This window comes from Sphingomonas sp. AP4-R1, assembly GCF_013113735.1.
Lineage (GTDB): Bacteria > Pseudomonadota > Alphaproteobacteria > Sphingomonadales > Sphingomonadaceae > Sphingomonas_I.
This window is the reverse complement of the sequence record NZ_CP053346.1, coordinates 4,254,770-4,281,269: the sequence shown is the minus strand read 5'-3', so window position 1 is coordinate 4,281,269 and position 26,500 is coordinate 4,254,770. Positions and strand designations below refer to the sequence as shown.

Genomic DNA, 26,500 nt, shown 5'->3' with positions numbered 1-26,500 from the left:
ATCGCCCCTTCTGATCCTCTTTCGAGGCGCTTAGATGCGTGAGTGCACGCGCGGATGACCGGCCGTTCTCACTCCTCCGCCCGTGATGTCGGCAGGCTCTGCGACACCATCACGATCGTCGCCCCGGATCGGACTGGCGATGGATGCTGAAACGAGTTCAGCATGACGGATGGGATGGGGCCGACCTCGTTCGACATGACCAAATGCCGATGCCTTCGGGCGAGACGGCAGGCCTGACGATGAAGGCGCGCGCAGCAATAATCGCCGCGCACGGCTTTCACGACTCATGGAAAGCACCGCCGCGAGACGCGGCGGGCGCGTATCAGGCGGCGAGGCCGCCGGGGCGCTGGCCACGACGGCGGCGCATCACCGGCGTCAGGTTCTGGCGGCGACGGCGCTCCACCGCGCGCAGGATGCTGCCCACGACTCCGAAGCCCAGGATCAGCATCGCCCAGGTCGCGGGCTCCGGCACGGCACCCGTGATCGGATCATTCGGCGTGACGGGATCGGCCGGAGTCACCTGTGCCGGAACGGTCGGCGTGGTGACGCCCAGCGACTCGGGCGGCGTCGCGAACGCGGCCTGCTGGCCGGGCGATGACGGGTTGCCGCTGTCCGACGCATCGGCGACGGTGATCGGTGCGCCGGGGCCGAAGCTCAGCGGCTCCTGCGCCGGCTGATCGCCCTCGCCGGGCACCCAGTCGATCGCGTCGATCAGGCGGCGGCGGACGTCGCGCGACGGCGCGGTGACTTCGAACGGATCGAGCGAGGAGACGGAGCGCACGTCGCGCAGGCGCGGTGCCAGGCCCGGCAGACCCGCAGGCGAGGCGACGGCGATGAAGGCGCGCGCGGTGGCCGACAGGCCATCCATGCCGACCGGGCGGAAGATGCCGCGTTCGTTGGTCACGGCCGTGCCGACGACGATGAAGCCGGCGATCAGCCAGCCGTTCATCAGAAGATGGCGGCGCTGCTCGCGTCGCACCATCGGAATCGTGTCAGCCATTACCAAGCCCCTCTGTACGCAGCCATCACCAACTATAGGAGAAGACTAGCACCTCCATACTCAAAATTTGTAAACACGGAAAGTCCGTCGTTTGTCGCGCGATCGTCACCGGCCCTTGTGCAACGAGGTGACGGCATTAACGTTGTTACGAACACATCCAGTTTGCGCGGTTCGCGTCATTTTCCAGGAGAATCTCCACATGATCATACCCGTCATCCTCTCGGGCGGGTCGGGGACGCGGCTGTGGCCCATGTCGCGCGCCGAGCGCCCCAAGCAATTGCTGTCGTTGACGGGCGCCGAAACCATGCTGCAGCTCACCGCGCGGCGGACCATGAACCGCCCCGGCTTCGCGAGCCCGATCATCGTCGCCAACACGGCCCATGCCGATGAGATCGCCCGCCAGCTTGGCGATATAGGGATTGACGACGCGACGATCGTGCTGGAACCTGCGGCGCGCAACACCGCGCCGGCCATAGCGCTGGCGGCGCTGGCTGCGGATCGCGATGCGCAGTTGCTCGTGATGCCGAGCGATCATGTGATCGACAAGGTCGATTCGTTCATGGCTGCGATCGCTTCGGCCGCGCCGCTCTGCGCGCAGGGCTGGTTCGCCACGTTCGGCATTTCGCCGGACGCGCCCGAGACGGGCTATGGCTATATCCGTCGCGGCGAGGAACTCGCGCCCGGCGTCAACAAGGTCGAGCGCTTCGTCGAGAAACCGGACATCGAAACGGCACGATCCTACGTCGCGTCCGGCGACTATAGCTGGAATGGCGGCATCTTCCTGTTCACCGCGGGCGCCTATCTGGACGCGCTCGGGCACCTGGAGCCGGCCATGCTCGCGGCCGCGACCGAAGGCATGGAAAAGGCGCGCCGCGAGGGCGGACGCATCTATCCGGATGCCAAGGCCTTCGGCACTTCACCCAGCGAATCGGTCGATTATGCCGTGATGGAAAAGGTCGACCGCGTCGCGGTCGTGCCGGTCGACATGGGCTGGTCCGATCTCGGCAGCTGGGATGCGCTCCACGCCATCGCCCCGCGCGACACCAAGAACAACGCCCAGCAGGGCGAGGTGATCGCGATCGACACGACGGGGTGTCTGCTGCGGACGGACGGCCCGCTGGTGGCGGCGGTCGGCATCAAGGATCTGATCGTGATCGCGACCGGCGATGCGGTGTTGATCCTTCCGCGCGGATCGAGCCAGGACGTGAAGCGCGCCGTCGAGGCCCTGAAGCGCGACGGCCATATCACGCTCGACCGCTTCACCGCCGCGAAGGCGATCCTGGGGAGCTGATCCAGGAAGGGCCCGGCCGGCTGCCTTAGCCGGCCGAGCCTTCTCCCGGCGCGGCGTCCTCAGCCGACCCGCGTGCCGGTGATCGGGAAGCTGCCGAAGAAGCCGGCGCTGACCTTGCCCTCCAGGCTGTCGCCCGTGATCGTGGCTTCGCAGTTGAGCGTGATCGGCATCGGCTTGGGCACGCGCATCGGCCAGGCGATCACGTTGCCGGTGACGTCGCCTTCCACATCCATGCCGCCGATGCTGCCCTCGGCGCGGCCGGTGAACGAGCCGCCCGAGGACTCGACGGTCAGGATGAAGGTCTGCTCGCCCATCGGGGCTGCGACGGTGCATTCCCAGCGGCCATCGACGTCACTCACTTTGCGGCTCCCATAGTCTTGGAGGTGGAGGCAGGATCGGCCGGGGCGTCCTCGATGGGAAGGCCCAGTCCCTGCAATTGCGGGCGGACGACCTTGGCGTCGCCGACGATGACCCAGACGAGCTTCGCGGGATCGATCGCATCGCGCGCGCTCTTGTCGACCGAGGCGGTCGTCATCGCGCGATATTTGGCGGGCAGGCCGACATAATAATCATCGGGGCGCTTGAGCATGTCCATCCGCATCAGCGCGCCGAGCAGGGCCCCGCTCGTCTCGAACTGGCCGGGCAGCGACAGGGTGAAGCTGCTGATCGAGCGGGCGAGTTCGGCGGGCGTGGTGCCCTGCGCGCCGAGATAGGCCGTAACGTCCCCACGCGCGGCGGCGATCGCCTCGCCGGTCTTGTCCGCCTGCACGGGCGCGATCAGCAGCAGCGGCATCGCCTGCTTCAGCGCGGACAGCTGCGAGCCGGCATAATAAGCCCAGTGCCTGGTTTCGCGCAGATCGTTGGTGAGGCGCGAGGCGGTGCTGCCGCCCAGCACGTCATTGGCGACGTCGATCGTGTCGATATCATCCGTGCCCTTCAGCGGCGTGACGAGCCCGGCCATGATCATCGACTGCGGGCTCTGCGGCTTGTCGACCAGCACGATGCGCGGGCGGGCGGCGGGGACGGGGGCGGCGAAATCCTTGACGCCCTTCGGCGTGGCGGGTGCCTTCCAGCCGCCGAAGCGGGCCTCCAACTGCGGCATCAGCTCGGCCAAAGTGGTGTCGCCGACCGCGAAGATCTTCGCATTGTCGGGGCGGAGCCACGTGTCGCGGAAGGCAACGAGATCGGCGCGGGTGGCGGAGGTGACGCCGGACTCGTCCCCCGATCCGCTGAACGGCACGCCGTAGGGATGATCCTTGCCGAACAGGATGGGCGGGAGAGTGCGCATCGCGATGCCCTGCGGCTGGGTCTTCTCGGTTGCGATCGCGGCGAGCAGGCGGGCGCGCTGGCGCTCGATCTCGGCCGGGGCGAGCGCCGGGTTCAGCACGATATCGGCGAACAGGTCGAGCGAGGCGCCGAGATTGGGCTTGAGCGCGGAGAGCGAGATGCGCGTGGCATCCATCACGCTGCTGACGCCGATCGCGGCGCCGAGACGCTCCTGCTCCTCCGCTATCGCATTGGAATCGCGTGCCTTCGTACCCTCCTTCAGGAGCGAGCGGAGCAGGGCCTGCGTCCCGAGCTTGGCCTTGTCGTCCGCCGCATTGCCCGCGTCGAACTGGAGCGCGAGCTGGACGAGGGGGAGGCCGGCGCGGCGGGCGAAGGTGACGGGGATGCCGTTCGAGAGCGTGGCGCGCTCGATCTTCGGGAAGGCCAGCGCGCCGATCGGGGCGAGCGGGGGTTCGGCGATCTTCGGCGCGGCGGGTGGCGCCGTCACCGGAGCGGGTGACGACTTGGGTGACGGGGTGGCCGGAGCGGGCGCGCCGCCTTGCTCCGGAGCGCGGAAATAGGCCGGGTGGCGGGCATTGCCGGCCAGCGCCTGATCGGCGGCGCTGCGCTCGCCGGGCAGGACCATCAGACGCAGCGCCGGGCGACCCATCCACTTGCGCGCGACGGCGGTGAGACCCTGAGGCGTGGCCTCGGCAATCTCGCGCAACTCCTTCTGATAATGGGCGGGATCGTTCGAATAGACCGCGCCCTCGGCCAGCGTGACGGCCTTGCCGCCGAAGCCGCCGACCTGCTCCAGCCCGCGCACCTGCCCCGCCACGATGCTGGTGGCGGCGCGCTGGACTTCGTCGGCGCTGGGGCCGGTCTTCAGATAATCGGCGAGGATCTCGTCCATGCGCCTGGCGACCAGCGCCGGATCGACGCCGGGGCGGACCTTCGCGTTCACCTCCAGCATGCCGACCTTCTCGAACTGCTGGACGCCGGCCGAGACGCTGACGGCGAGCTTTTCCTGCCGGACGAGGATGTTCTGCAGGCGCGAGCTGCCGAGGCCGCCGAGAATGTACGACGCGAGCTGGATCTGCGTGCTTTCGGGATCGTCGATGCCGGGCGTCACCCACTCGCGCGAGACGGAGGCGGTGGCGACATGATCGTACATCACCTTGTCGACCGGCGCGGGCAGGGTGGGCACGGACACGGCGGGATGCCTGACCTCGGGGCCGCGCGGAATGGCGCCGAACCATTTCTCGACCTTGGCCTTCGCTTCGGCCAGATCGATGTCGCCCGCCAGCACCAGCACGGCATTGTTCGGGCCGTAATTGTCGCGGAACCAGCCCTTCACGTCATTGAGGCTGGCGCCGTTCAGATCGGCCATCGAGCCGATCGTCGAGTGGCGATAGGGGTGCCCCTCGGGAAAGAGCGCGTCCAGCTCGGCATATTGGACGAGGCCGCCGGGCTCATTCTCACCCATGCGCTTCTCGTTCTGGACCACGCCGCGCTGGGCATCCAGCCGCTCCTGATTCACGACGCCGAGCAGATGGCCCATGCGATCGGATTCCAGGAACAGGGTACGATCGAGCGCGCCCTTCGGAACAGTCTCGAAATAATTGGTGCGATCGAACCAGGTGGTGCCGTTCCAGTCGGTGGCGCCGAGGGATTCCAGCCGCTCCAGCGTGGAGCCCGATGCATTCTCCGATCCGTAGAACATCAGATGTTCGTAGAGATGCGCGAAGCCCGTCTTGCCCTTCGGCTCGTCCCGCGATCCGATGTGATACCAGACGCTCACCGCCACCAACGGAACCTTGCGATCCGTGTGAACGATCACCCGCAAGCCATTCTTGAGCGTGAATTCCTCATAGGGAATCTTCACCTGCGCGACGAGATCCGAAACGGGAGCGGCGGGAGCTGCGGCAGTGGCTGCGGCGAGAGGGGCCAGCATCGTGGCGGAAAGCGCGAGAGCGAGAACGGATTTCATCAGAAGGCCTTCTGCCGGGCGGGAAAGGTCCGGTCGTAAGCGGTGCGGACAGGGGCCGCAAGCGCTTGCCCATCGGCGCACCCCGCTCCAATCTGCGCGCAAACGAAAGGATCATGATGCAGCGCAAGGGTTTGAAATGGGGTGCGGGCGTCGCCGCGCTGATGGGGATGGCATGCGCGACGGCGGTGGCTGCGGCAGGCGCGGCGGAGCCGACCTTCACGCCCGAGGCGTTCCGCGCGCACGTGGCGTTCCTCGCCGACGATCTGCTGGAAGGGCGCGACATCGGCAGCCGCGGTCATGAGATCGCCGCGCGCTATGTCGCCAGCCGCTTCGAGGCGCTGGGTCTGAAGCCGGCGGGCGATGCGGGCGGCTGGTATCAGCGGATCGGTTTCGCGCAGGCCGCGCACGGGACGACCAAGGGCACGCTGACCGTGACCGGCGCGAAAGGTGCACGGACGTGGGAGCATCTGGACGACGTGATCGTCAACCTCAATCCGGCGATGCCGAAGGGCGAGGTTTCGGGCGGGCTGGTGTTCGTGGGCTATGGGCTCGACGTGCCGAAGCTCGGCATCGACGATTATCGCGGGCTCGACGTGCGCGGAAAGATCGTGGTGATGCTGACGGGCTTCCCCAAGGGCATGCCGAGCGAGATCGCGGCCTATGCCTCCGACGAAAAGGGATCGGCGGCCGAGAAGCATGGCGCGGTCGGCATCATCGCGATCGACACGCTCGCCTCGGCCAAGCGGCGCCCGTTCAGCCAGCGCCTGCATTTCGCGGACGGCGTGACCGTGACGTGGATCGGCAAGGACGGCGTGCCCTATCGCGAGGCGCCGGGGATCAAGCTTTCGGCCTTCGCCAACGGGGCGGCGGCCGAGGCGCTGTTCGCGGGCGGCGCGAAGCCGCTGGCGACGGTGCTGCAGGAAGCGTCGGTCGATGGGGCGCGGCCCAAGGGCTTCGCGCTCAAGACCAGCGCGAAGCTGACGCAGGACGCGGTCGTCACGAAGATCAGCAGCCCCAATGTGGTGGCGATGCTGCCGGGCACCGATCCGAAGCTGAAGGAGGATTATGTCGTCCTCTCGGCGCATCTCGACCATATCGGCATCGCGCCGGAGAAACCGGGCGACACGCCCGCCACGGACCGGATCAACAATGGCGCGCTCGACAATGCCGCCGGCATCGCGACGATGCTGGAGGTGGCGCGCGCGATGGTGGAAGCACCCGAAAAGCCGCGCCGTTCGGTGATCTTCCTCGCCTCGACCGGCGAGGAGAAGGGGCTGCTGGGCGCCGAATATTATGCGCGCAACCCGACCGTGCCGCCCGCGCATATCGTGGGCAATGTCGACATCGACATGCCGCTGCTGCTGTACAAGTTTACCGACGTGATCGCGTTCGGATCGGATCACTCCACGCTCGGCCCGATTACCGCGAAAGCGGTGGCGCCGATGGGGCTCAAGCTCTCGCCCGATCCGATGCCGGAGGAGACGATCTTCGTCCGCTCCGATCATTATCGGTTCGTGCAGCAGGGCGTGCCGGCGGTGTTCCTGGCGACCGGCTTCGCCAATGGCGGCGAGGCGCAGTGGGGCAAGTTCCTCGGTGGCGCCTATCACCATCCGGGCGACGACATGAACCAGCCGATCGACTGGGCTTCGGGTGCGCGCTTCGCCGAGGCCAATTATCGCATCACCGAGGCGATGGCGGACGGCGATCTGGCGCCCTTGTGGTACAAGGGCGACTTCTTCGGCGATCTCTATGCGCCGAAGGCGGCGAAGGCGCCTGCCGCCAAGTAACAAACATGATGCGCGTTCGTGTCCGGACGTGACCCACGGTGGATGGACGTCAGGACGTTCGAAAGAACGAGCGTGACGTCGCTTCATATCGTCATCCCGGCTTTGAGCCGGGATCCCGCTTCTTCGCTCGCCGGACCGGGCGCAGAGGGCAGCGGGACCCCGGCTCAAGGCCGGGGTGACGGTGAGGAGTGCGGAAAGCGGTGAATGTCGCTCCGCGCCAGGAGGGATCGACATTTGGCAGCCTGAAAGAATGTGCCGGCTATATTCCAGACTGTCATGCTGAACTCGTTTCAGCCTCCATGACCTGACGGATCGGCCTGGCTCGACGGTCGGGTCATGGGCCCTGAAACGAGTTCAGGGTGACGATGTCTCGGGAAGCTGCCGTTTCCAATCGCTGATACTGACCCGGCCGAGCCGATGTCATGCTGCGGTCATGTGACGAAATATGTCACTGGATCGTCATAACCAATTGTTAACCCTAAGCGTGGGGGCGTCGTTCGACGCGGCCATCTCCTTGGGGAATGATATGCGTTTGATGACGAAGGCGGCGTTCGCGTCGCTGCTCTTTGCTTCCGTGCCGGCCTTCGCGGCGACCTTCGACACCGGCAATCTCGTCGTGCTGGTGGAAGGCAATGGGGTCTATGGCGCCACCTCCGGCAGCTATACGACCAACCAGGCCGCGCCGATCACGCTGATGCAGTTCGCGCAGACGGGCACGTCGAGCGCCTCCTACGTCAATTCGCTGGTGCTGCCGCAGACCACGTCCGGCGCCAATCTGGGCGTGTCGGGCGAATATGGCTCGTCGTCCGAGGGCTTTCTGCACCTGTCCGGCGACGGCAAGTCGCTGACCCTGATGGGCTATGGCGTCAACGCCGCCGCCTTCAACGCGAACCCGACCGCGTACGGCACGCTGACCACCGACCCGACCAAGTCGACCGCGCTGGCCCAGTCGGGCAGCCTCACGGGACAGGCCTATACGGCGGTGCCGCGCGTGGTGGTGTCGATCGATGCGATGGGCTCGGTCAACAGCTCGACCGCGCTCTATAACGTCTACAACGGCCAGAACCCCCGCGCCGCCTATACGGTGGACGGCAGCAGCTATTACATCTCCGGGCAGGGCCAGTCCGGCGACAAGACGGGCGGCGTCTTCTACGTTTCGGGCGGTACGGCCACGGCGGTGACGGGTCTCGACACGAGCGGCAAGACCGCCGCGCAGGATACGCGCGACGTGCAGGTCTATAACGGCCAGCTCCTCACCTCCGTCGACAGCAAGCAGGGTTCGAAGTCGAACCGCGACTTCATCGGCACGCTGGGGCAGATCGGCTCGCTGCCGACCTCCCTCGCCAACAATGGCGACGGCCCCACGATGCTGCCGGGCTTCGGCAACAATGGCGGCACGGGCAAGCTGACGGTCACGGCGGCGAATAGCAACGGCCTCAACACGATCGGCACGACCGTCAATCTGAGCCCGGAGGCCTTCTTCTTCGCCAATCCCACCACGCTCTATGTGGCGGACAGCGGCATGCCGAAGAATGACTCGGTCACCAACGACAGCAACGGTTCGTCGCTCGGCAATGGTGGCCTGCAAAAGTGGGTCTTTTCGAACGGCAGCTGGAGCCTGGCCTACACGATCGCGGCCGGTCTCAATCTGGTCGGCAACGGCTCGGCTTCGGGCGTGACGGGCCTGTTCGGCCTGACGGGCGTGGTCGTGGGCGATACGGTGGAGCTCTATGCGACCAGCAACACCGTGACCGGCGTCGAGACGACCTATCTCTACGGCATCAGCGATACGCTGACCGCGACGACCAAGGCGGCGGGCCAGAGCTTCACGACGCTGGCGACCTCGCCGATCAACTCGGTGTTCCGCGGGATCTCCTTCGCGCCGACCGCCTCCGACGTGCCGGAGCCCGCTTCGTGGGCTTTGTTCATCGTCGGCTTCGGCGCGGTGGGTGGCGCGATGCGCCGCCGCACGCGGACGAATGTGCGCTTCGTCTGATCGTTGAACAGACGCGAGGATCGGGACCCCGTTGGCCGAAAAGGCCGGCGGGGTTTTTCGTTGGGGGCGGGCGCCGCAGCGCAGCCTCCCTCCGGAAGGGAGGGGATTGAGGGGGGGGGGATCCGCTTGCGGCCATGTAGCCCACCGATAGCGACCCACCCCCGACCCCTCCCTTTCAGGGAGGGGAGCTGGAAGCCGCTTGCCGATGGCCTTGTCGAGGCGGGCTTGCGTGACCATCCTTCATCCCGCGCTGCACGGCTCTTTCCGGGACGATGCGGCGGGCGCCAATAATCTCTGTCGAGACCTTGTGTTGCATAAAGGCAACACTATCTGGCGGGGGATCAAGGAGTTTCCATGAACCTCGAAAAGCTGACCGAACGATCCAAGGGTTTCCTGCAGGCGGCGCAGACCGTGGCCATCCGCATGAGTCACCAGCAGATCACGCCCGAGCATCTGCTGAAGGCGCTGCTGGAGGACGAGCAGGGCATGGCATCCGGCCTCATCAAGGCGGCGGGCGGCGATCCGCTGGCGGCGACGCGCGCCACCGATGCGGCGCTCGCCAAGATCCCGTCCGTCTCGGGCGGGGGCGCACAGCAGACGCCGGGGCTGACCAACGATCTGATCCGCGTGCTGGACCAGGCCGAGCAGGTCGCGACCAAGGCGGGGGACAGCTATGTCACCGTCGAGCGGATGCTGCTGGCGCTGGCGCTCTCGCTCAACACGGCGGCGGGCAAGGCGTTGCAGGCGGCGAATCTGAAGCCCGAGGCGCTGAACGCCGCGATCAACGAACTGCGCGGCGGGCGCACCGCCGACACCGCCTCGGCCGAGGATCGCTATGACGCGCTGAAGAAGTTCGCGCGCGATCTCACGCAGGCGGCGCGCGACGGTAAGCTGGATCCGGTGATCGGCCGCGACGAGGAGATCCGCCGCACGATCCAGATCCTCGCCCGGCGGACGAAGAACAATCCCGTGCTGATCGGCGAGCCCGGCACCGGCAAGACCGCGATCGCCGAGGGCCTCGCGCTGCGCATCGCCCATGGCGACGTGCCGGACGGGCTGAAGGACCGCCGGCTGATGGCGCTCGACATGGGCAGCCTGATCGCCGGCGCCAAATATCGCGGCGAATTCGAGGAGCGGCTGAAGGGCGTGCTCGACGAGGTGAAGCAGGCCGAGGGGCATGTGGTGCTCTTCATCGACGAGATGCACACGCTGGTCGGCGCGGGCAAATCCGAAGGCGCGATGGATGCGGGCAATCTGCTGAAGCCGGCGTTGGCGCGCGGCGAACTGCACTGCATCGGCGCGACCACGCTCGACGAATATCGCAAATATGTCGAGAAGGACCCGGCGCTCCAGCGGCGTTTCCAGCCCGTCTTCGTGGGCGAGCCGACGGTGGAGGATACGATCTCCATCCTGCGCGGGCTCAAGGACAAATATGAGCTGCACCACGGCGTGCGGATCACCGACGGCGCGCTGGTGGCGGCGGCGACGCTCTCCAACCGCTACATCACCGACCGCTTCCTGCCGGACAAGGCGATCGACCTGATGGACGAGGCCGCCTCGCGCCTGCGCATGGAGGTGGAGAGCAAGCCCGAGGAGATCGAGGCGCTCGACCGGCGCATCGTGCGGATGAAGATCGAGCGCGAGGCTTTGTCGAAGGAAAGCGATCAGGCGTCGAAGGATCGTCTGGCGGCGCTGGAATATGATCTGGCGGCGCTGGAGGAGGAAAGCGCGGCGCTCACGCGGCGCTGGCAGGCCGAGAAGGACAAGCTCAACGCCGAGACGAAGGTGAAGGAGCAACTGGAGCAGGCGCGCCAGCAGCTGGACCAGGCGCAGCGCGGCGGCGATTTCACCCGCGCGGGCGAACTGAGCTACGGCATCATCCCGGCGCTGGAGAAGCAGCTGGCCGAGGCCCAGACCACCACCGCCACGGCGATGGTGCGCGAGGAAGTGACGAGCGAGGATATCGCCTCGGTCGTCGCGCGCTGGACGGGCGTGCCGGTCGAGCGGATGCTGGAAGGCGAGCGCGACAAGTTGCTGCGCATGGAAGAGGCGATCGGCAAGCGCGTGATCGGGCAGAGCGACGCGGTGGCGGCGGTGAGCCGCGCCGTGCGGCGGGCCCGCGCGGGCCTGCAGGATCCGAACCGGCCGCTCGGCTCCTTCCTGTTCCTCGGGCCCACCGGCGTGGGCAAGACCGAACTGACCAAGGCGCTGGCCGGCTTCCTGTTCGACGACGATGCCGCGATGGTGCGCATCGACATGAGCGAGTTCATGGAGAAGCACAGCGTGGCGCGGCTGATCGGCGCGCCTCCGGGCTATGTCGGCTATGAGGAAGGCGGCGTCCTGACCGAGGCAGTCCGGCGCCGGCCCTATCAGGTCGTGCTGTTCGACGAGGTGGAGAAGGCGCACGGCGACGTGTTCAACATCCTGCTGCAGGTGCTGGACGACGGCCGGCTGACGGACGGGCAGGGGCGCACGGTGGATTTCACCAACACGCTGATCATCCTGACCTCGAACCTCGGCAGCCAGTTCCTCGCCAACCTGCCGGACGAGGTTTCGACCGAGACGGTGGAGCCGCAGGTGATGGAGGTGGTGCGCGCGCACTTCCGGCCGGAATTCCTGAACCGGCTGGACGAGATCATCCTGTTCCACCGGCTGGGCCAGAGCCACATGGGGCCGATCGTCGACATCCAGGTTGGCCGCGTCCAGAAACTGCTCAAGGATCGCAAGATCGCGCTGAGCCTGACGGACGGTGCGCGCGAATGGCTGGGCCGGGTGGGCTACGATCCGGTCTATGGCGCGCGGCCGCTGAAGCGCGCGGTGCAGAAATATCTGCAGGACCCGCTCGCCGAGGCGCTGCTGAAGGGCGACGTGCCCGACGGATCGATGGTCACCGTCGAGGGAGCGGACGGCCGGCTGGACCTGAAGGTCGCGTAAAGCGGACGGCGGCCATCATCGGCGCGATTGCTGCCGCTGATGGCCGTCAGTTTTTTCTGGCGCCGTTCGTCCTGAGCCTGTCGAAGGACGTGTTGCAGGCGGTGTGCCTGTAGCCCGTGCTTCGACTTCGCTCAGCACGAACGGAGGGATGGGGCGGCATCAGCCTCAGCGCATATTCAAGCCTCAGCGCACGCGCAGGCCGCGATAGGAGCGGCCGCCCATCGACAGGAAGTAGCTGCCGAGCGAGGCTTCGCGGATGCGGATCTTGTCGCCGGGCCTGGGCGGCCACTTCATCGGATCGGTGGTGCGCCAGACGGCACCGGATTCGTCCGCCAGCGTGATTTCGGCCCGGCCATTGTCGACGGCGCGCGCCGAGGCGACGGTGGTGTTGATCTCGCTGAACTCGTCGGCCTTGTCGGCTTTCGCGCCGTCGCCGTTGAACAGATCGAGCTTCGGCAAGGTGAAGCCGAACAGCGAGCGCTTGGCCTGCCGCATGTCGGCCTTGTCGACGATCGTGACTTCCTTGGACTTCACCGCCTGTTCGAAGGAATCGAACGTCTTTTCGAAACAGGCGAGGCGGGCGGCGGCATCGGGCGTCGAACGGCACGTGCCGAAATCGCGCAACACCCGATCCGCCGACTTCGGCTCCGCCGCCGAAGCGGAAACCGCGCAAAACAGCGCCGCGCCGAGCGCGATCGTGAACCCCGTCCTCATCAGATGCCTCTCTCGCAGCAGGTGCCGCAGGGCTAGGCCGCCGCGCGCATGTCTGCAAGATCGCCGAGTGTGGCAGCCATGTAACATGTGGCAGTAATATTGCGGTCGCGAACATGTGGTCATGGCCGTCGCAAAGTTTTCATATTAGCCATTGTCCCATGTGACGGCCTTTGAGGTCGTGCACTGCCATGTCGAATTGGAGCGGCCAAAGCCGAACCGGTGGCTGCTAAAGGGGACCAATATGACCATTCGCTACCGTAACAACCTGCTGGCATCGACCCTGTTGGTCGGCGCAGCCGCTATCGCCAATCCGGCGTTCGCGCAGACGGCCTCGACCGACACGTCGGCCGAAACCTCGTCGAGCGACATCGTCGTCACCGGCACCCTCGTTCGTAACCCGAACCTGGTGTCGTCCGTTCCGGTCACAGTGATCGGCTCCGAGGAAATCGCGCTCCGCCAGCGCAACACCGCTGAAGAACTGGTCCGCGATCTGCCGGGCGTGACGCCGTCGATCGGCTCCGCCGTGAACAACGGCAATGGCGGCGCGGCCTATGCCGACCTTCGCGGCCTGGGCAACTTCCGCAACGTCGTCCTGATCGACGGCAACCGCATCGTTCCGTCGAGCGCGACCGGCCGTACCGATCTCAACAACATCCCGCTCGCGCTGATCGAGCGCGCGGACGTGCTGACCGGCGGCGCCGCCACGACCTACGGCGCGGACGCCGTGTCGGGCGTGCTGAACTTCATCACCCGCCAGGATTTCTCGGGCTTCGAGGCGAACGTCTCCAACCAGATCACGCAGCGCGGCGACGGCAACGTCTTCCGCGGCGATCTGACGGTCGGCGCGAACTTCGACGACGGCAAGGGCAATGCGGTCCTCTCGATCGGCTACCAGAAGGCGAAGCCGGTCTATCAGGGCGCGCGCACCTTCTCGCAGAACCAGTACACCTCGACCTCGGGCTTCGCCGGCGGTTCGGGCACGACGACCCCGTCGCGCTTCACCACGGGCGGCTCCGCTTATTCGGTGATCGACCAGAACACCGGTGCGGTTCGCGCCTATCGTTCGCGCGGCACGGCCGCGGCGCCGTCCGACGCGTTCAACTTCGCGCCCTACAACATCTTCCAGACGCCGTTTAAGCGCTTCAACATCTACGGTGCCGGCCACTATGACGTGGCGGACGGCATCCAGGTCTACACGCGCGGCACGTTCTCGAAGAACACCGTCAACACGATCATCGCGCCGTCGGGCGTCTTCGGTTCGCAGTTGACGATCCCCTACAGCAACCCGTATCTGACGCCGGCCCTCCGCGCCGCGATGTGCGCCGGCAACGGCCTCACCACCGCGCAGTGCAACGCGGCGTCTCTGGCGACGAGCCCGACGGATCCGAACTTCCGCACCTTCAACACGACTGTCGGCCGTCGTACGACGGAAGTCGGCCCGCGCGTCTCCGAATATGTGACGACGATGTTCGACTATCGCGCCGGTGCGAAGTTCGACATCACCAACAGCATCAACCTCGACATCAACGGTTCGTACGGCGAGTCCGAGAACCGCCAGACCCAGTCGGGCTATGTGCTGCTGTCGCGCGTCCGCTCGGCCGTGTACGCCACCAACACCACGAGCTGCCTTGGCAACGCCCCGAACGGCGCCCCTCTGACGGCGGGCACGGGCTGCGTTCCGCTCAACCTGTTCGGCCCGACGGGTTCGATCGCCGCCAACCAGATCCCGTATCTGACCGGCAACTCGTTCTCGCAGCAGAAGGCTTCGCTGGCCCAGGCCCGCGCGCTTCTGACCGGCGACTTCGGCGTCACCAGCCCATGGGCTTCGGACCCGATCAGCTTCGCGGCGGGCACCGAGTATCGCAAGTACACCGCTTCGCAGTCGGCGGACTCGCTGTCGCAGACGGCGGGCGAACTGGGCGGCGCCGGCGGCGCGATCACCAACTTCAACGGCGGATATGACGTCGTCGAAGGGTATAGCGAAGTCATCGCTCCGCTCGTCTCCGACAAGCCGGGCTTCGAGAGCCTGACCGTCGAAGGCGGCCTGCGTTACTCCAAGTACAGCGTCGACGCTCCGGGCAAGCCGAGCTTCAAGACGACCACCTACAAGGGCGGTCTGACCTGGGAACCGATCAGCGGCATCAAGTTCCGTGGTGAATATCAGCGCGCGGTTCGTGCGCCGAACATCACCGAGCTGTTCGCGCCGTCGGTCGTCGGCCTGACCAACCTCAGCTACGATCCGTGCGCCGGCGCCGCGCCGACCACGAATGCGAACCTGCGGGCGGTCTGTCTCGCGCAGGGTGCTCCTGCCAATTCGATCGGCCGCATCCTGGTCCCGACCGGCGCTCAGGCGGCCGCGACGACCTCCGGCAACCTGGGTCTCCGTCCCGAGAAGTCGGACTCCTACACGCTGGGTATCGTGCTGCAGCCGAAGGGTCTGATCCCCGGCCTGTCGATCACGGTCGATTACTACCACATCAAGATCAAGGACGCGATTTCGCAGCCGACCCCGGATGACGCGATCAACCTGTGCTTCGGTAACCGTACCGGTGCGGGCATCTCGGCAGCCGCGGCTTCGAACCCGCTCTGCACCGCGATCCGGCGCAACCCGGTCACCGGCGGTCTCGATGGCGATCCGGCGACCACGGGCGGCCTGAACTTCGTCGCGTCCAACGCGGGCCAGGTTCTGACCGACGGTATCGACTTCGGCTTCAACTATCGTCGTGATCTCGGCTTCGCGAAGCTCGATCTCGGCATGCAGGGCAACTACACCCGTCGGGCGGAGTTCCAGGCGACGCCGGTTTCGATCGTTCGCGACTGCGTCGGCGTCTACAGCACGAGCTGCGGTTCGCCCGCGTCGGCCGGTCCGAGCTCGTCGGCCGGTTCGCTGCAGCCGAAGTTCACCTTCCAGCAGCGCACGACCCTCAGCCGCGGCGCGCTCGACGTGTCGCTCCTGTGGCGCCACATCAGCCCGATGAATGCCGAGGATGGCACCACCACCTTCAACGGCACGATCGCGGGCAATGCGGCTTCGAACGGCGCACTGGCCGGCCGGACCTACAATTTCGGTCACATCAAGGCGTACGACTATTTCGACCTGGCGTTCCGCGTCGGTGTCACGGACAATCTGGACGTGACGCTGACCGTGACCAACCTGCTCGACAAGGCTCCGCCGATCGTCGGCAACACGATCGGTTCGACCTCGTTCAACAGCGGCAACACCTATCCGTCGACCTACGACGCGCTGGGCCGTCGCTTCCTGATGGGCGCCAAGCTCAAGTTCTGAGCCGGGTTCCTTCGGGAAACTATCGAGGGGGTGGGCTTCGGCCCGCCCCCTTTTGTTTTGGGCGAACGAGATGGCGGGAAAGTCCGGGATATCCGGGTGAAGCGCCTGTCGATCGGGTGCAGCCTCTCAGATCCTCTCCCGCTTTCGCGGGAGAGGAGGGCGCCGTCGCCGCAGGCGATGGGAGGTGAAGGTCTTCTGGATCGACGATGCCCGGCCGAGAAGAAGACCCTCACCCAACCCTCTCCCGTGAAAACGGGAGAGGGCTATCCGGTGGCGTCCGCGACGTAGACGGTCAGCGAGCTCTCGGAGCCGCGCTCAGCCCTCGAAGCCGAAGCGCTTCACCCATGGCTCCAGGATCGGCAGAGCGGGGGCGAGCTGCGCCTCGTAGCGGCGCCACTGGCCGCGACCGTCGAACAGGCCGCGACGGACCTGCGTGGCGCTCGCGGTGCGCACGCCGCGCGATTGCGCGGTGCGATCGAAGGTCATGAAATCGTCGGTCCACTTTATGCCGACGAAGGCCGCCAGCGCGCGCACCGTCGGCTCGAAATCGGACACCAGCCGGTCATAACGCAGATCGTGGAAGGCGAGGGGGAAACGCTCCCGGCACAATTCCACCAGCCCGGTCAGCGCATCATAATGGCGGGCCGTCTCGGCCAGATCGCTGAACGAATAGGTGGCGGTGCTGGGCGTGAAATTGATGCGGAAGCAACTCAGCGCGATGTCGCGCGGATCGCGGCGCATCACGACGATGCGGGCGTCCGGAAACAGGCGCGCGATCATCGGCAGCTTGAAGCCGTTGAACGGATTCATGTCGACGAAGGTCTTGCCGGTGACGTCGCCGGCCATGTCCGTGACGCGCCGCCAATAGCCCGCGCGCAGCCGATCGACGAAGGCGGGACCGAGCGTGTCGAGATCGGGCATAGATCCGTCATTGGCGAGGACGATCTCATCCGTATCGACCAGCGTCGGCCGTTCCTCGAGCGCCGCCACGCCGGGCGCGCTGGCGAGGACATTTTCCACCAGGGTCGTGCCCGAGCGGGGATAGCCGAGCAGGAACACATGCGCGGCGGCCGCCTGCGGCAGATCCGTGTCCGGATAACGGCGCGGCGGCGCGGTGGTCGCGGCGACCTGGGCTGCGATGCGATCGATGAAGGCGCGGTGCGAGGGGCGGCCGTCGACGGGGCCGAGCCGGGCGCGATAACGATCGGCGAAGTTGCGCTGCGCCGCTTCCCACGCGGCGAAGGCCTCGGCGGTGCGATCCTGCTTGTCGAGCGCGTCGCCCAGCAGGGTGAGCGCGCGCGTGCGATCGTCGCCGTCGAGCGGATGATCGAGCAGCGCGCGCAGGCGCCGTTCGGCGGCCGCGCCGTCGCGGGCCTCGATCGCCATCGTCGCGATCGCGAAGGTGGCGGCGGGCTCGAGCGGATGGGTGGCGAAGGCGCGGCGGGCATAAGCCTGTGCCGCATCCGTCTCGCCGCGCTTGGCGGCGCGATCGGCGAGCTTGCCGAGCGCGGGGGCCATGCCGGGATCGAGCGCGGCGGCACGGCCATAGCTTTCGGCGGCGGCCTCCTCGTCGCGCAGCGCATCGAGGATGTAGCCGCGCTCCAGCCAGGCGGCGGCATAGCCGGGGGCTTTGGCCACCACGTCATCGATCACCTCGATCGCCTCGTTCGGCCGGTCATCCTTGCGGAGGACCGCCGCGATGCCACCCAGGATCGTGATGTCGCCGGGCGAGATGACGAGTGCGCGCTGCAACAGCCGATAGGCTTCGGGGAAGTTGCCGATCTCCTCGTTCCGCCACGCGGCGAGGTTCAGGAACATCGGATCCATCTGTCCCGCCGCCAGCGCGGCTTCGGCCAGGGAGGCCGCGCCCGCAATATCGCCGGCGGCTAGCGCCTGCTCGACCCGCCCGCGCGAAACGGCGCTCTGCTTCGCCTTGGCGGCGCGGGACGATTTATTGATCCGATTCGACATGATTTAAAAAGCGGGCCTCTTCTGCGGCAAATTCGCTTGAGCTAGGTGAGCGGCGACTGTTGGGGACAAAGACGATGAACGCTTCCTTCCTTCTGCTTTTGGCGCTTGCCGCGGGTGATCTGCAAGGCCTGCCGGCCACCGACAAGCCGGAAAAGGCGGGGGATGCCGGCGACCGGATGATCTGCAAGAAGTTCATCGAGACGGGCTCGCTCGTGAAGGGCAAGCGCGTGTGCATGACCAAGGCGGGATGGGAGCGCCAGCGGCTGACCGTTCAGGGGAATGTGGCGCGTGGCCTGGGCCAGTCCGTCGCCTGCGCCAGCATGGCGTCCGGGATCACCTGCAACTGATCCTCGCCGCCGGATATGGGCGACAAGAAGGTGGCGCCCGCGCCGCCGATCTTGCGACGAACGGTGTCATCCACTGAGAAGCCGGGTTTCTGGAAGGTTTCCAGCTGATATAGTGCGGCCATTCAAGACGATGGGAAAGTCACGATGATCGCTTCACTTCTGCTGGTTCTGGCTCTTGCTGCCGGCGAACCGCAAACCGCGCCGGCCCGTGACAAGATGGAAAAGTCCGCCGACACGCGGGACACGATGATCTGCAAGAAGTTCCTGGAGACGGGTTCGCTCGTGAAGGGCAAGCGCGTCTGCAAGACGAAGGCGGAATGGGATCATGACCGCGACAATATGCGCGCCGGTTATAACAATGCGGCATCTTGCCAGGCCACGTCGAGCTGCTTCTGAACGGACAGGGAGCGCGCCTTGCCTCGATAAGGCGCGCTTTACTCGCGCAGGGGGTGCGGCGGAAAGTCGTCCCCTGTGAAAAGCCGGCTTTCCGGAAGACGGGAAGATGATAGAATGGCCCCGCTCAAGACGAGCGGGAGGTCACGATGGTCGTTTCACTTCTGTTGGCTCTGGCTCTTGCCGCGGGTGACATGTCGGCCGCGCCGGGCGGCGACAAATCGGAAAAGTCCGCCGATGCGCGCGACACGATGATCTGCAAGAAATTCCTGGAGACGGGCTCGCTCGTGAAGGGCAAGCGCGTCTGCAAGACGAAGGCGGAATGGGATCACGAGCGCGACAATATGCGCGCCGGCTATAACACGGCGGCGGCCTGCCAGGTCGCCGAGGGCGGAAGCTGCGGATTCTGACGGGAAGGGATGCGCGCCGATCACGCGGCGCGCATCCCGTCAGGCGGGCTGAACTCCGGACAAGCCGATATTCCGCCGCGCCTCAGGCGCCGTTGCCCGCTCCCGAATAGACGCCGATCGTGCCGAACAGCGTCGTCAGCGCGGTGCGCTCGGCCTCGGTGAGTTCGGGGCGCCAGATCTCGAAGATCAGCACGATGCGCGTCTCGTCGCTGTCGTTCCAGGCCTCGTGCCGGACCGAATCGTCGAAGATCATCATCTTCCCGGCCTCGACGGCGCGGGTGTGATTGCCCACGCGCAGGCGGCAGCCCTCGGGCACGATCAGCGGCAGATGGCAGATGAGCCGCGTGTTGATCATGCCGTTGTGCGGCGGGATGTGCGTGTGCGGGCGCAGCACCGAGAACATCGCCATGGGCGAGCGTCCCGTGATGCGCGGCATCGGCAGATCGGCCAGCGCGGCGAACGTCTTCGGGCAGCGCGCGACATTCTCCTCGATCGGCGCGCCTTCGCGGAACAGGTGGAACGCGCTCCAGCGCGTGTCGCCGAGCAGGGGGTGCGCCTTGGCGGGGCGGCCGGGCTCGGGCACGACATAGGGCTCGCGTAACGGATCGCTGGCGACGAGCGCCTCCAGCTCCGCGACGATCTCCGGCGTCTTCGCCTCCAGGGCGGCGACCCAATCGAATTCCTCGCGATCGAAGAAGGCGCGCTGGGGAAGCCCGGGATAATAGAAGTTGGTCGGCTGCTGGAGCTGCACCTCGGCCCTGCCGGTGAGCAGATCGAGCGCCTCGGCGAAGCGCGGATGAACCGCCCCCGATACACCCGCCGCCGCGAGCTGCGCGGTCATGTGATCCGCGAAGGTCCGGCCGACCGCCTCCACCTTGCGCTCGGCTTCGTGGAGGGCATCGATCAGATCCTGCGGCAGCGCGCCCGCGCGCGGCGCCTGCATCAAGGCGGCCTGATACCAGGAAACGGCCGCGCGCGGATCGCCCGCCGTGTGCAGCAGATCGCCGCGCATCAGATTGGCGTAGAGATTGGCGGGCTCGTCCTGCAGCACGCGATCCAGCACACGGTGCGCGGCGGGCGCGTCGCCCAGCATCGTGCAGGCCTGCGCGAGCAGCAGGCGGAGCTGGTGCGTGCCGCGCCCCTCGGACTCGATCCGCTCGAAGATGCGCCGGGCCTGCACGGCATCGCCCGCCGAAAGGGCGGCGAGCCCCATTTCGCCCATGCGCTGAAGATCTTCCTTCATATTCCGTGATCCTAGAAGAGGGGGGCGGGCGCGACCATGGAAATGCCCGCGGCATCGGCGACGGCCTGTGTCCAGGCGATCACCTTGTCGATTTCGTCGGCATGAAGCGCGACGCCGGTTTCTTCCTCGTTCGCGCGCTCGATCGCGCCGAAGGTGGTGCCGAACTTGGAATGGCTGGTGAAAGCGGGGCCGGAGACGATGGCCGCCAGCTCCGAATCGGAAAAGGGGATGCCGAAATGCGTGGCCAGCGCGGCCATGGCGCGCGCCGGATCGGCCATCAACGTCGCGCTGTCGAGCGTGCGGACGCGGCCGGGGCCGAAGGCCTGCACGGTGCGCGCGAACAAGGCGTGCTGCGCGAGCCAGCCGATCGCCGCGACCTGCAGGTCCGTCTGGCCGAGATGATCGCGCGGCGAGAAGCCAAGATCGACCAGCCTGTCGTCCAGCAGCCCGAGCAGGAGGGTCCGCACCCACAGGCGCCCGTCCAGCCCCTTGCGCGCGATCGAACCGAGATAGGTGCGCAGCGGCGCGTGGAGCAGCAGCGCCTGCGCCTGGGGACGGAGCGTGAGGATGGGCGCGATCAGCGCGTTGATCGCGTTGGAGGGCTTCACGACGATGCTCTCGCCCTGCGCGAAGGGGCGGGCGAGCAGGCGCAGCGCGTCATCCAGCACCTCGGCCATGTCCGGCCCTTCGCCGCCGCGCCGACGCCAGCCGATCAGATCGTTGAGGATGACCGGCTCCTTCAGCCCCATCGAGCGGCCGCGCAGATCGAAGGCGTTGGCGACGACCGTCGAGCAGCAGAAGGCGGAGTGGAACACGAAGTGGATCGGTGCGGGGGCGGGCAGCGCGCCCGCCGCATCCCGGCGGCGCACGATCAACGGCTGCAGGCCCGCCGGCAGATATTCGTCCGTCAGAAAGGTCGCCTTGCGCTGCTGGGCGCGCGGCACCGGCAGCAGGTGAACCGCATCGTGGCCCGGATCATAGCGATGCGCGATCCATTCCGGATCGCGCGCGGCCACTTCGATGGATGGGATGGGGGCCGACGATCCTGCCTGCGACATGGCCCTCATGTCGCCGCGCGATGAGCATTTGTCTATGGGCCGGCTTTCTGTAACATCACTGTCAATGGACGCAGGGGGTGTTCAACAGTTGCTCGCTCTAGCGAGGCAGGCGCAGCGGGATGGCCAGCGCGGTGAGGCCGTGCGTCTGTTTCGCGAAGTGATTTCCCGGGGCGGGGATCATCCGGTCGCGCTCAATGCGCTGGGCGTCCATGCGCTCTCCGAAGGACGGCATGGCGATGCGGCCGGGCTGTTTTCGCGTGCGGTGGTGCTCGATCCGCGCGCGCCGGACCTGTGGCTGAATCTCGCGCGGGCGGCACGTGCCCAGGGGCTGAACGACCGGGAACGCAAGGCGCTGGCGGCGGCGCTGGAGATCGACCAGCGCCATTTCATGGCTCGCGTGCGCATGGCCGAACTGCTGGAGCGGATCGGCGACGAGGCTGGCGCGGTGACGCACTGGTCGGGCGTGCTGGCGATGGCGGACGAGATCGAGGAGCGGACGCCCGCGCTGGAGGCGATGCTGGATCATGCGAGCGCCGCCGTGGCGCGCCATCATGACGATTTCGCGGCGGCGATCGACGGTGGGCTGGCGGGCCTGCTGGAGCCGCTGGGATCCAGCGAAACGCGGCGTTTCAAGGCCGCGGTCGATCATGCGCTGGGGCGCCGGCCGATCTTCGCGAACGAATGTGCGGGGCTGCATTTTCCGTTCCTGCCCGCAGACGAGTTTTTCGATCGCGCGCATTTCCCGTGGATGGAGCAGATCGAGGCGAAGACGGACGAGATCCGGGCCGAACTGGACATGCTGCTGGCGGACGACGGCGCTGGCTTCGCGCCCTATATCGCGATGGAGCCGGGCACGCCGGCCAACAAATGGACTCCCCTCGACCACAAGATGGATTGGGGGGCGCTGCATCTGTGGAAGGACGGCAAGCGCAACGACGCCGCCTGCGCGCGGGCGCCGAAGACCGCCGCCGCCGTGGAGGCGCTGCCGCTCTCCGATCTGCCGGGGCGGACGCCGACCGTCTTCTTCTCGCTGCTGAAGCCCGGCGCGCATCTGCCCGCGCATACCGGCGTGAGCAACGTGCGGACGATTATCCATCTGCCGCTGATCGTGCCGCCGGATTGCGGCTTCCGCGTCGGCGGGGAAACGCGCGAATGGGTGGAGGGCGAGGCCTGGGCCTTCGACGACACGATCGAGCATGAGGCGTGGAACCGATCGGACCGGCTGCGCGCGATCCTGATCTTCGACGTGTGGAACCCGTATATCCGCGAAACCGAGCGCGCGCTGCTGCGACGCTTCTACGATGTCGCGCTCGCGGCGGGGCAAAGCGGGAACAAGGCCCTCGACCTTTCGGAGTGAAGGGCTGATTTTTGCCGGTGGGCGGGCGCTGAGCGCTCGCAATGACGATTCGGAAAAGCTGATAGCGCCGCGCGGGCGGGCCGATCCGTCGAGGCGCCGACGGTTACAAGAGTGCCCGACCTTCCAGTTTCGCGATCACATCGGCCGCGTCTCCACCATTGCGGGCGATCCAGTCGTGCGCGGCGATCAGCTCCGTCCCGATCGAACGCGCCAGTTCAGCCTTGCGGGCGAGGCGCGCGTCATTGTCGAACGCGACGGTGGGGTTCTTCGAATAGGTGGAGAAAAGCGGTCCCCGCGTGATCGCGGCCGCGTCATCGGCCATCATCGGGACGCCGAGGCAGGTCGCGGCCGCCGCCAACAGGGGGGTGGGGTCCGCGAAGAACAGTTCGGCATCCAGCGACCGCGCATTCGGCATGAGATCCAGCGTGCTGGCGAAGGCGCGCAACTGGGCGAGCCACAGCAAGGCCGCGCGTTCGGGATCGGACAGCGTCGACGTATCGCCCAGATGCGCTACGAGCTGGCCGGTCACGTTGCGGAGCCAGGCGCGGTGATTGTCGCTGCGCAGGATCGCGGCCAGATAATCGTCGAGGCCGAGATAGAGCAGGATCGCGGGCGCCTGCGGGTCTTGCGCGGCCAGTTCGGGCAGCAGGAAATTGACGGGCACATTCGCCTTCACGATCGTCGGCAGGGCCGGATCGTAGCGCTTCGAAATGGTCGACGTGGCGAGCGCGATCAGCCGCTCGTGGCGCGAGACGGCCGCCTGCCGCAGCGCCAGCGGCTCGCGCAGGACGAGGTTCGCCTCCGGCCGATCCAGCGCGCGCGCCAGCAGGGTCGATCCGCAATGCGCGATGTGGAAGATCCAGCCGGTGCGCTTCGGCGCGGGCGGCGCGGCGGGCAGCGCGCCGATCGGCAGCCGCATCTCGCCTTCGCCGGCCGGGGCGATGCGCCCGTCGAGGAAGATGGAGCGATGATAGGCCGCCCGGTCCATCGGCACGAAGATGGCCGCATCGCCATCGAAACTGTGGAGATAATGGTCGGGCGAGGCGAAAAGGTCGTCGATCGTCAGCGCCATGCCGCAGGCTATAGCTAGCGGGCGCGTCTGCCGCTATCCCCGTTTCGCCATGCCCACCATCTCTCTGCCCCGCCCGGGGCGGCCCAATGTCCTGATCGATGCGGATCAGGGCGAGGATATATTGAGCCTCGATCCCGCGACGATCGAACGCCTTTACAAGGCGCACGGCGCGATCGTCTTCCGCGGTTTCGGCGTGGATGCGGGCGCCTTCCGCCGCTTCGCGTGGCAATTCTGCTCGACCGCCGTGTTCAACGAGAGCCCCGGCCGCCAGCCGATCGAGCCCGACCAGAATATCTATACGGTGGATGGCGGCGTGCGCGAATTCTCGCTCCACCCGGAGCTGTCGCGCGAACCGTGGAAGCCGGACATCGCCTTCTTCTGCTGCCTCTCCGCGCCCAGCCGGGGCGGGGAGACGACGTTGTGCGACGGCGTGGAACTGGTGCAGGCGCTGCCCGATACGGTGCGGGAGGGGCTGGCGTGGCGGCGGCTGCTCTACATCAAGCCGACCTGGCCGGAGCTGCTGGATTACTGGCTCGGCACGCCCGATCCCAGCGATGCGGAACTGGTGTCGCGCGTGGGGCAGGGCTGCCCTTATTCGTTCCACCGCGTGCATGACGAGGTGGTGCGCGTCTTCTCGCGGCCGGCGCTGCATAGGCCGATGTTCGTGGATGCGCCCGCTTTCGGCAATTTCCTGTTGTTCGCGCGCTTCAACAACGGGGTGCCGGATTTCCCGGTGCTGGACGACGGCCATCCCGTGCCCGAGGCGTGGCTGCAGGCGATCAAGGCGACGGGCGATCGGCTGAAGGTGCCGGTCCGGTGGGAGCCGGGCGACGCGGTGATGCTGGACAATACGCGCTTCATGCACGGGCGGAACGCGATCATCGATCCGGGCGAGCGCCTGATCGCGACCTTCTTCGGCTATGTGAAATTCGCGATCCCCGATGCGGACGAACCGGACGATGCGCCCTGGCGCCGGCCGGGCTTCGCGCCACCCTTGCCGCCACAGATTGCGGCGCGGTTGGCGTAGCTTCTCTCCCAGGGATCGTTGCGAAATAGGCCAGAGCCCTCCGTTCGTGCTGAGCGAAGTCGAAGCACGGGCCGCAAAGGGCATCGCTTGGAGCCTGTCCTTCGACTTCGCTCAAGCGACACCGCAGAAACCCAAAAATCGCTCCCAGGCGGTTCCCAGGCGGCGATCGCTTCCCTATCCGCAAGATATGACCGATCCAGTCCCAAATGATCCCGATCGCCCCTATGCGGGTCGCATCGTGGACAACGAGCATCGCTTCGCGGTGCGCGTCTATTATGAGGATACGGATGCGGGCGGCGTCGTCTATCATGCGCGTTACCTCGCTTTCTTCGAGCGCGCGCGTTCGGACATGCTGGCGTTGGTCGGCGCGGATCATATCGCGACGCTGGCGACGGAAGGCAGCGCCTATGTCGTGTCCGAGGCCGAGCTGAAATATCGCAGGCCCGCGCGGCTGGGCGAGGCACTGCTGGTCGTTAGCACGGTGGAACGAATCCGGGGCGCGGGAGTCGTCGTTCATCAAAGGGTCATGCGTGATGACGATGTGGTCGTCGAAGGGCGTGTAACGGTCGTTTTCGTCGGTCCCGACGGGCGGCCGCGCCGCCAACCCGAGGCATGGATCACGGCCTTCAAGGCACTAAGCGGAGGAGCGGAAGCGCGCCGATGAACGAACTGACCGTTTCCGTTACCCAGGCGTCCATCTCGCCGCTGGCTCTGTTCCTCCATGCGGACATCGTCGTGAAAATGGTGATGATCGGTCTGCTGGCGGCCAGCCTGTGGACCTGGACGATCATCTTCGGGCGGGGCCTGGGCCTCGCCGGCATCGCCAAACGCGACGCCCAGTTCGGCGCGGATTTCGACAAGGCCGACGATATGGACCGCTTCCTGCGCGAAAAGGGCGGCGTCGACGTGCCGAGCGCGAAGGTGTTCGGCGCGGGCATCGAGGAATGGCGCCTGTCGACCGCCAACAAGAAGATGGACACCGAGGCGACGCGCGCACGCCTCGCCAGCGCGATGGGCACCGAGGCGGCGACGCAGGTGGACAAGCTTTCCAGCGGGCTGAACGTGCTGGCGACGATCGGCAGCGTCTGCCCGTTCGTGGGCCTGTTCGGCACGGTCTGGGGCATCATGCGATCGTTCAGCGATATCGCCGCCAGCCAGAATACCAGCTTCGGCGCGGTTGCGCCGGGCATCGCGGAGGCGCTGTTCGCGACGGCCTTGGGCCTGTTCGCGGCGATCCCCGCCGTGATCGCCTATAACCGCATGACGCACCGGCTGGACCGGATCGAGGCCGGGCTGCACCGCTTCGCCGATCGCTTCCACCTGACGCTCAGCCGCGAGCTGGACCGGGAGGCCTGAGC

The 26,500-nt window shown here is 66.9% G+C and carries 20 protein-coding genes; 12 read left to right on the top strand and 8 right to left on the bottom strand.

What is annotated here, in order from left to right; genetic code table 11:
* Positions 1 to 322 precede the first annotated feature (322 nt).
* Positions 323 to 1,000 carry a PEPxxWA-CTERM sorting domain-containing protein gene (locus HL653_RS19580; protein WP_171745995.1) on the bottom strand — a complete coding sequence of 226 codons (678 nt, stop codon included), beginning with the start codon at positions 998 to 1,000 and terminating at the stop codon, positions 323 to 325.
* Positions 1,001 to 1,199: 199 nt separating this feature from the next.
* Here HL653_RS19580 and HL653_RS19575 point away from each other — a divergent pair, with 199 nt between their 5' ends.
* Positions 1,200 to 2,291 (top strand): mannose-1-phosphate guanylyltransferase/mannose-6-phosphate isomerase, encoded by a 1,092-nt coding sequence (locus HL653_RS19575; RefSeq protein ID WP_171745994.1) that lies wholly within the window; start codon positions 1,200 to 1,202, stop codon positions 2,289 to 2,291.
* Between the two features lie 59 nt (positions 2,292 to 2,350).
* Here HL653_RS19575 and HL653_RS19570 read toward each other — a convergent pair whose 3' ends face one another.
* Positions 2,351 to 2,650, bottom strand: a complete 300-nt coding sequence (locus HL653_RS19570; protein ID WP_171745993.1) for a hypothetical protein — start codon at positions 2,648 to 2,650, stop codon at positions 2,351 to 2,353.
* Positions 2,647 to 5,547, bottom strand: coding sequence for a pitrilysin family protein (locus HL653_RS19565; protein ID WP_171745992.1), 2,901 nt, complete (start codon positions 5,545 to 5,547; stop codon positions 2,647 to 2,649). Before HL653_RS19565 ends, HL653_RS19570 begins: the two co-directional genes overlap by 4 nt.
* A gap of 161 nt (positions 5,548 to 5,708) precedes the next feature.
* Here HL653_RS19565 and HL653_RS19560 point away from each other — a divergent pair, with 161 nt between their 5' ends.
* From HL653_RS19560 to clpB, 3 genes are all read left to right on the top strand, one after another.
* Entirely contained in the window at positions 5,709 to 7,334 is a 1,626-nt protein-coding gene (locus HL653_RS19560; protein ID WP_253718155.1) for a M28 family metallopeptidase, read from the top strand.
* 526 nt (positions 7,335 to 7,860) lie between these two features.
* Positions 7,861 to 9,330, top strand: coding sequence for a PEPxxWA-CTERM sorting domain-containing protein (locus HL653_RS24375; protein ID WP_253717118.1), 1,470 nt, complete (start codon positions 7,861 to 7,863; stop codon positions 9,328 to 9,330).
* 354 nt (positions 9,331 to 9,684) lie between these two features.
* Entirely contained in the window at positions 9,685 to 12,264 is a 2,580-nt protein-coding gene (clpB, locus tag HL653_RS19550; protein ID WP_171745991.1) for an ATP-dependent chaperone ClpB, read from the top strand.
* A gap of 183 nt (positions 12,265 to 12,447) precedes the next feature.
* Here the strand turns inward: clpB and HL653_RS19545 are convergent, their stop codons facing one another.
* Complete coding sequence (locus tag HL653_RS19545; RefSeq protein WP_171745990.1) at positions 12,448 to 12,978, bottom strand: hypothetical protein; 531 nt, start codon at positions 12,976 to 12,978, stop codon at positions 12,448 to 12,450.
* A 241-nt stretch (positions 12,979 to 13,219) separates the two neighbouring features.
* On the opposite strand from HL653_RS19545, the gene HL653_RS19540 reads away from it, so the two are divergent.
* The gene (locus tag HL653_RS19540; protein ID WP_171745989.1) at positions 13,220 to 16,264 is read left to right on the top strand and encodes a TonB-dependent receptor; all 3,045 of its coding nucleotides are present in this window, start codon (positions 13,220 to 13,222) and stop codon (positions 16,262 to 16,264) included.
* 315 nt (positions 16,265 to 16,579) lie between these two features.
* Here HL653_RS19540 and HL653_RS19535 read toward each other — a convergent pair whose 3' ends face one another.
* The gene (locus HL653_RS19535) at positions 16,580 to 18,235 is read right to left on the bottom strand and encodes a sulfotransferase (protein ID WP_171745988.1); all 1,656 of its coding nucleotides are present in this window, start codon (positions 18,233 to 18,235) and stop codon (positions 16,580 to 16,582) included.
* A 74-nt stretch (positions 18,236 to 18,309) separates the two neighbouring features.
* Here HL653_RS19535 and HL653_RS19530 point away from each other — a divergent pair, with 74 nt between their 5' ends.
* The 3 genes from HL653_RS19530 to HL653_RS19520 all read left to right on the top strand — a co-directional run bounded on the left by HL653_RS19530 (position 18,310) and on the right by HL653_RS19520 (position 19,385).
* Entirely contained in the window at positions 18,310 to 18,582 is a 273-nt protein-coding gene (locus tag HL653_RS19530) for a hypothetical protein (RefSeq protein ID WP_171745987.1), read from the top strand.
* 144 nt (positions 18,583 to 18,726) lie between these two features.
* The gene (locus HL653_RS19525) at positions 18,727 to 18,978 is read left to right on the top strand and encodes a hypothetical protein (protein WP_171745986.1); all 252 of its coding nucleotides are present in this window, start codon (positions 18,727 to 18,729) and stop codon (positions 18,976 to 18,978) included.
* Between the two features lie 146 nt (positions 18,979 to 19,124).
* On the top strand, positions 19,125 to 19,385 hold the full coding sequence (locus tag HL653_RS19520) for a hypothetical protein (RefSeq protein WP_171745985.1): 261 nt from the start codon (positions 19,125 to 19,127) through the stop codon (positions 19,383 to 19,385).
* 82 nt (positions 19,386 to 19,467) lie between these two features.
* On the opposite strand, the gene HL653_RS19515 is transcribed toward HL653_RS19520, so the two are convergent.
* Entirely contained in the window at positions 19,468 to 20,628 is a 1,161-nt protein-coding gene (locus HL653_RS19515) for an aspartyl/asparaginyl beta-hydroxylase domain-containing protein (RefSeq protein WP_171745984.1), read from the bottom strand.
* A gap of 11 nt (positions 20,629 to 20,639) precedes the next feature.
* Complete coding sequence (locus HL653_RS19510) at positions 20,640 to 21,695, bottom strand: hypothetical protein (RefSeq protein ID WP_253717116.1); 1,056 nt, start codon at positions 21,693 to 21,695, stop codon at positions 20,640 to 20,642.
* 130 nt (positions 21,696 to 21,825) lie between these two features.
* Between HL653_RS19510 and HL653_RS19505 the strand changes: the two genes are divergently transcribed.
* Positions 21,826 to 23,043, top strand: a complete 1,218-nt coding sequence (locus HL653_RS19505) for an aspartyl/asparaginyl beta-hydroxylase domain-containing protein (protein WP_253717114.1) — start codon at positions 21,826 to 21,828, stop codon at positions 23,041 to 23,043.
* 103 nt (positions 23,044 to 23,146) lie between these two features.
* Here HL653_RS19505 and HL653_RS19500 read toward each other — a convergent pair whose 3' ends face one another.
* Positions 23,147 to 24,115, bottom strand: coding sequence for a hypothetical protein (locus HL653_RS19500; protein ID WP_171745982.1), 969 nt, complete (start codon positions 24,113 to 24,115; stop codon positions 23,147 to 23,149).
* A 49-nt stretch (positions 24,116 to 24,164) separates the two neighbouring features.
* Between HL653_RS19500 and HL653_RS19495 the strand changes: the two genes are divergently transcribed.
* From HL653_RS19495 to tolQ, 3 genes are all read left to right on the top strand, one after another.
* Complete coding sequence (locus HL653_RS19495; RefSeq protein ID WP_171745981.1) at positions 24,165 to 25,142, top strand: TauD/TfdA family dioxygenase; 978 nt, start codon at positions 24,165 to 24,167, stop codon at positions 25,140 to 25,142.
* A gap of 187 nt (positions 25,143 to 25,329) precedes the next feature.
* On the top strand, positions 25,330 to 25,806 hold the full coding sequence (locus HL653_RS19490) for a YbgC/FadM family acyl-CoA thioesterase (RefSeq protein WP_171745980.1): 477 nt from the start codon (positions 25,330 to 25,332) through the stop codon (positions 25,804 to 25,806).
* Entirely contained in the window at positions 25,803 to 26,498 is a 696-nt protein-coding gene (tolQ, locus tag HL653_RS19485) for a protein TolQ (RefSeq protein ID WP_171745979.1), read from the top strand. Before HL653_RS19490 ends, tolQ begins: the two co-directional genes overlap by 4 nt.
* The last annotated feature ends 2 nt before the right edge of the window (positions 26,499 to 26,500 follow it).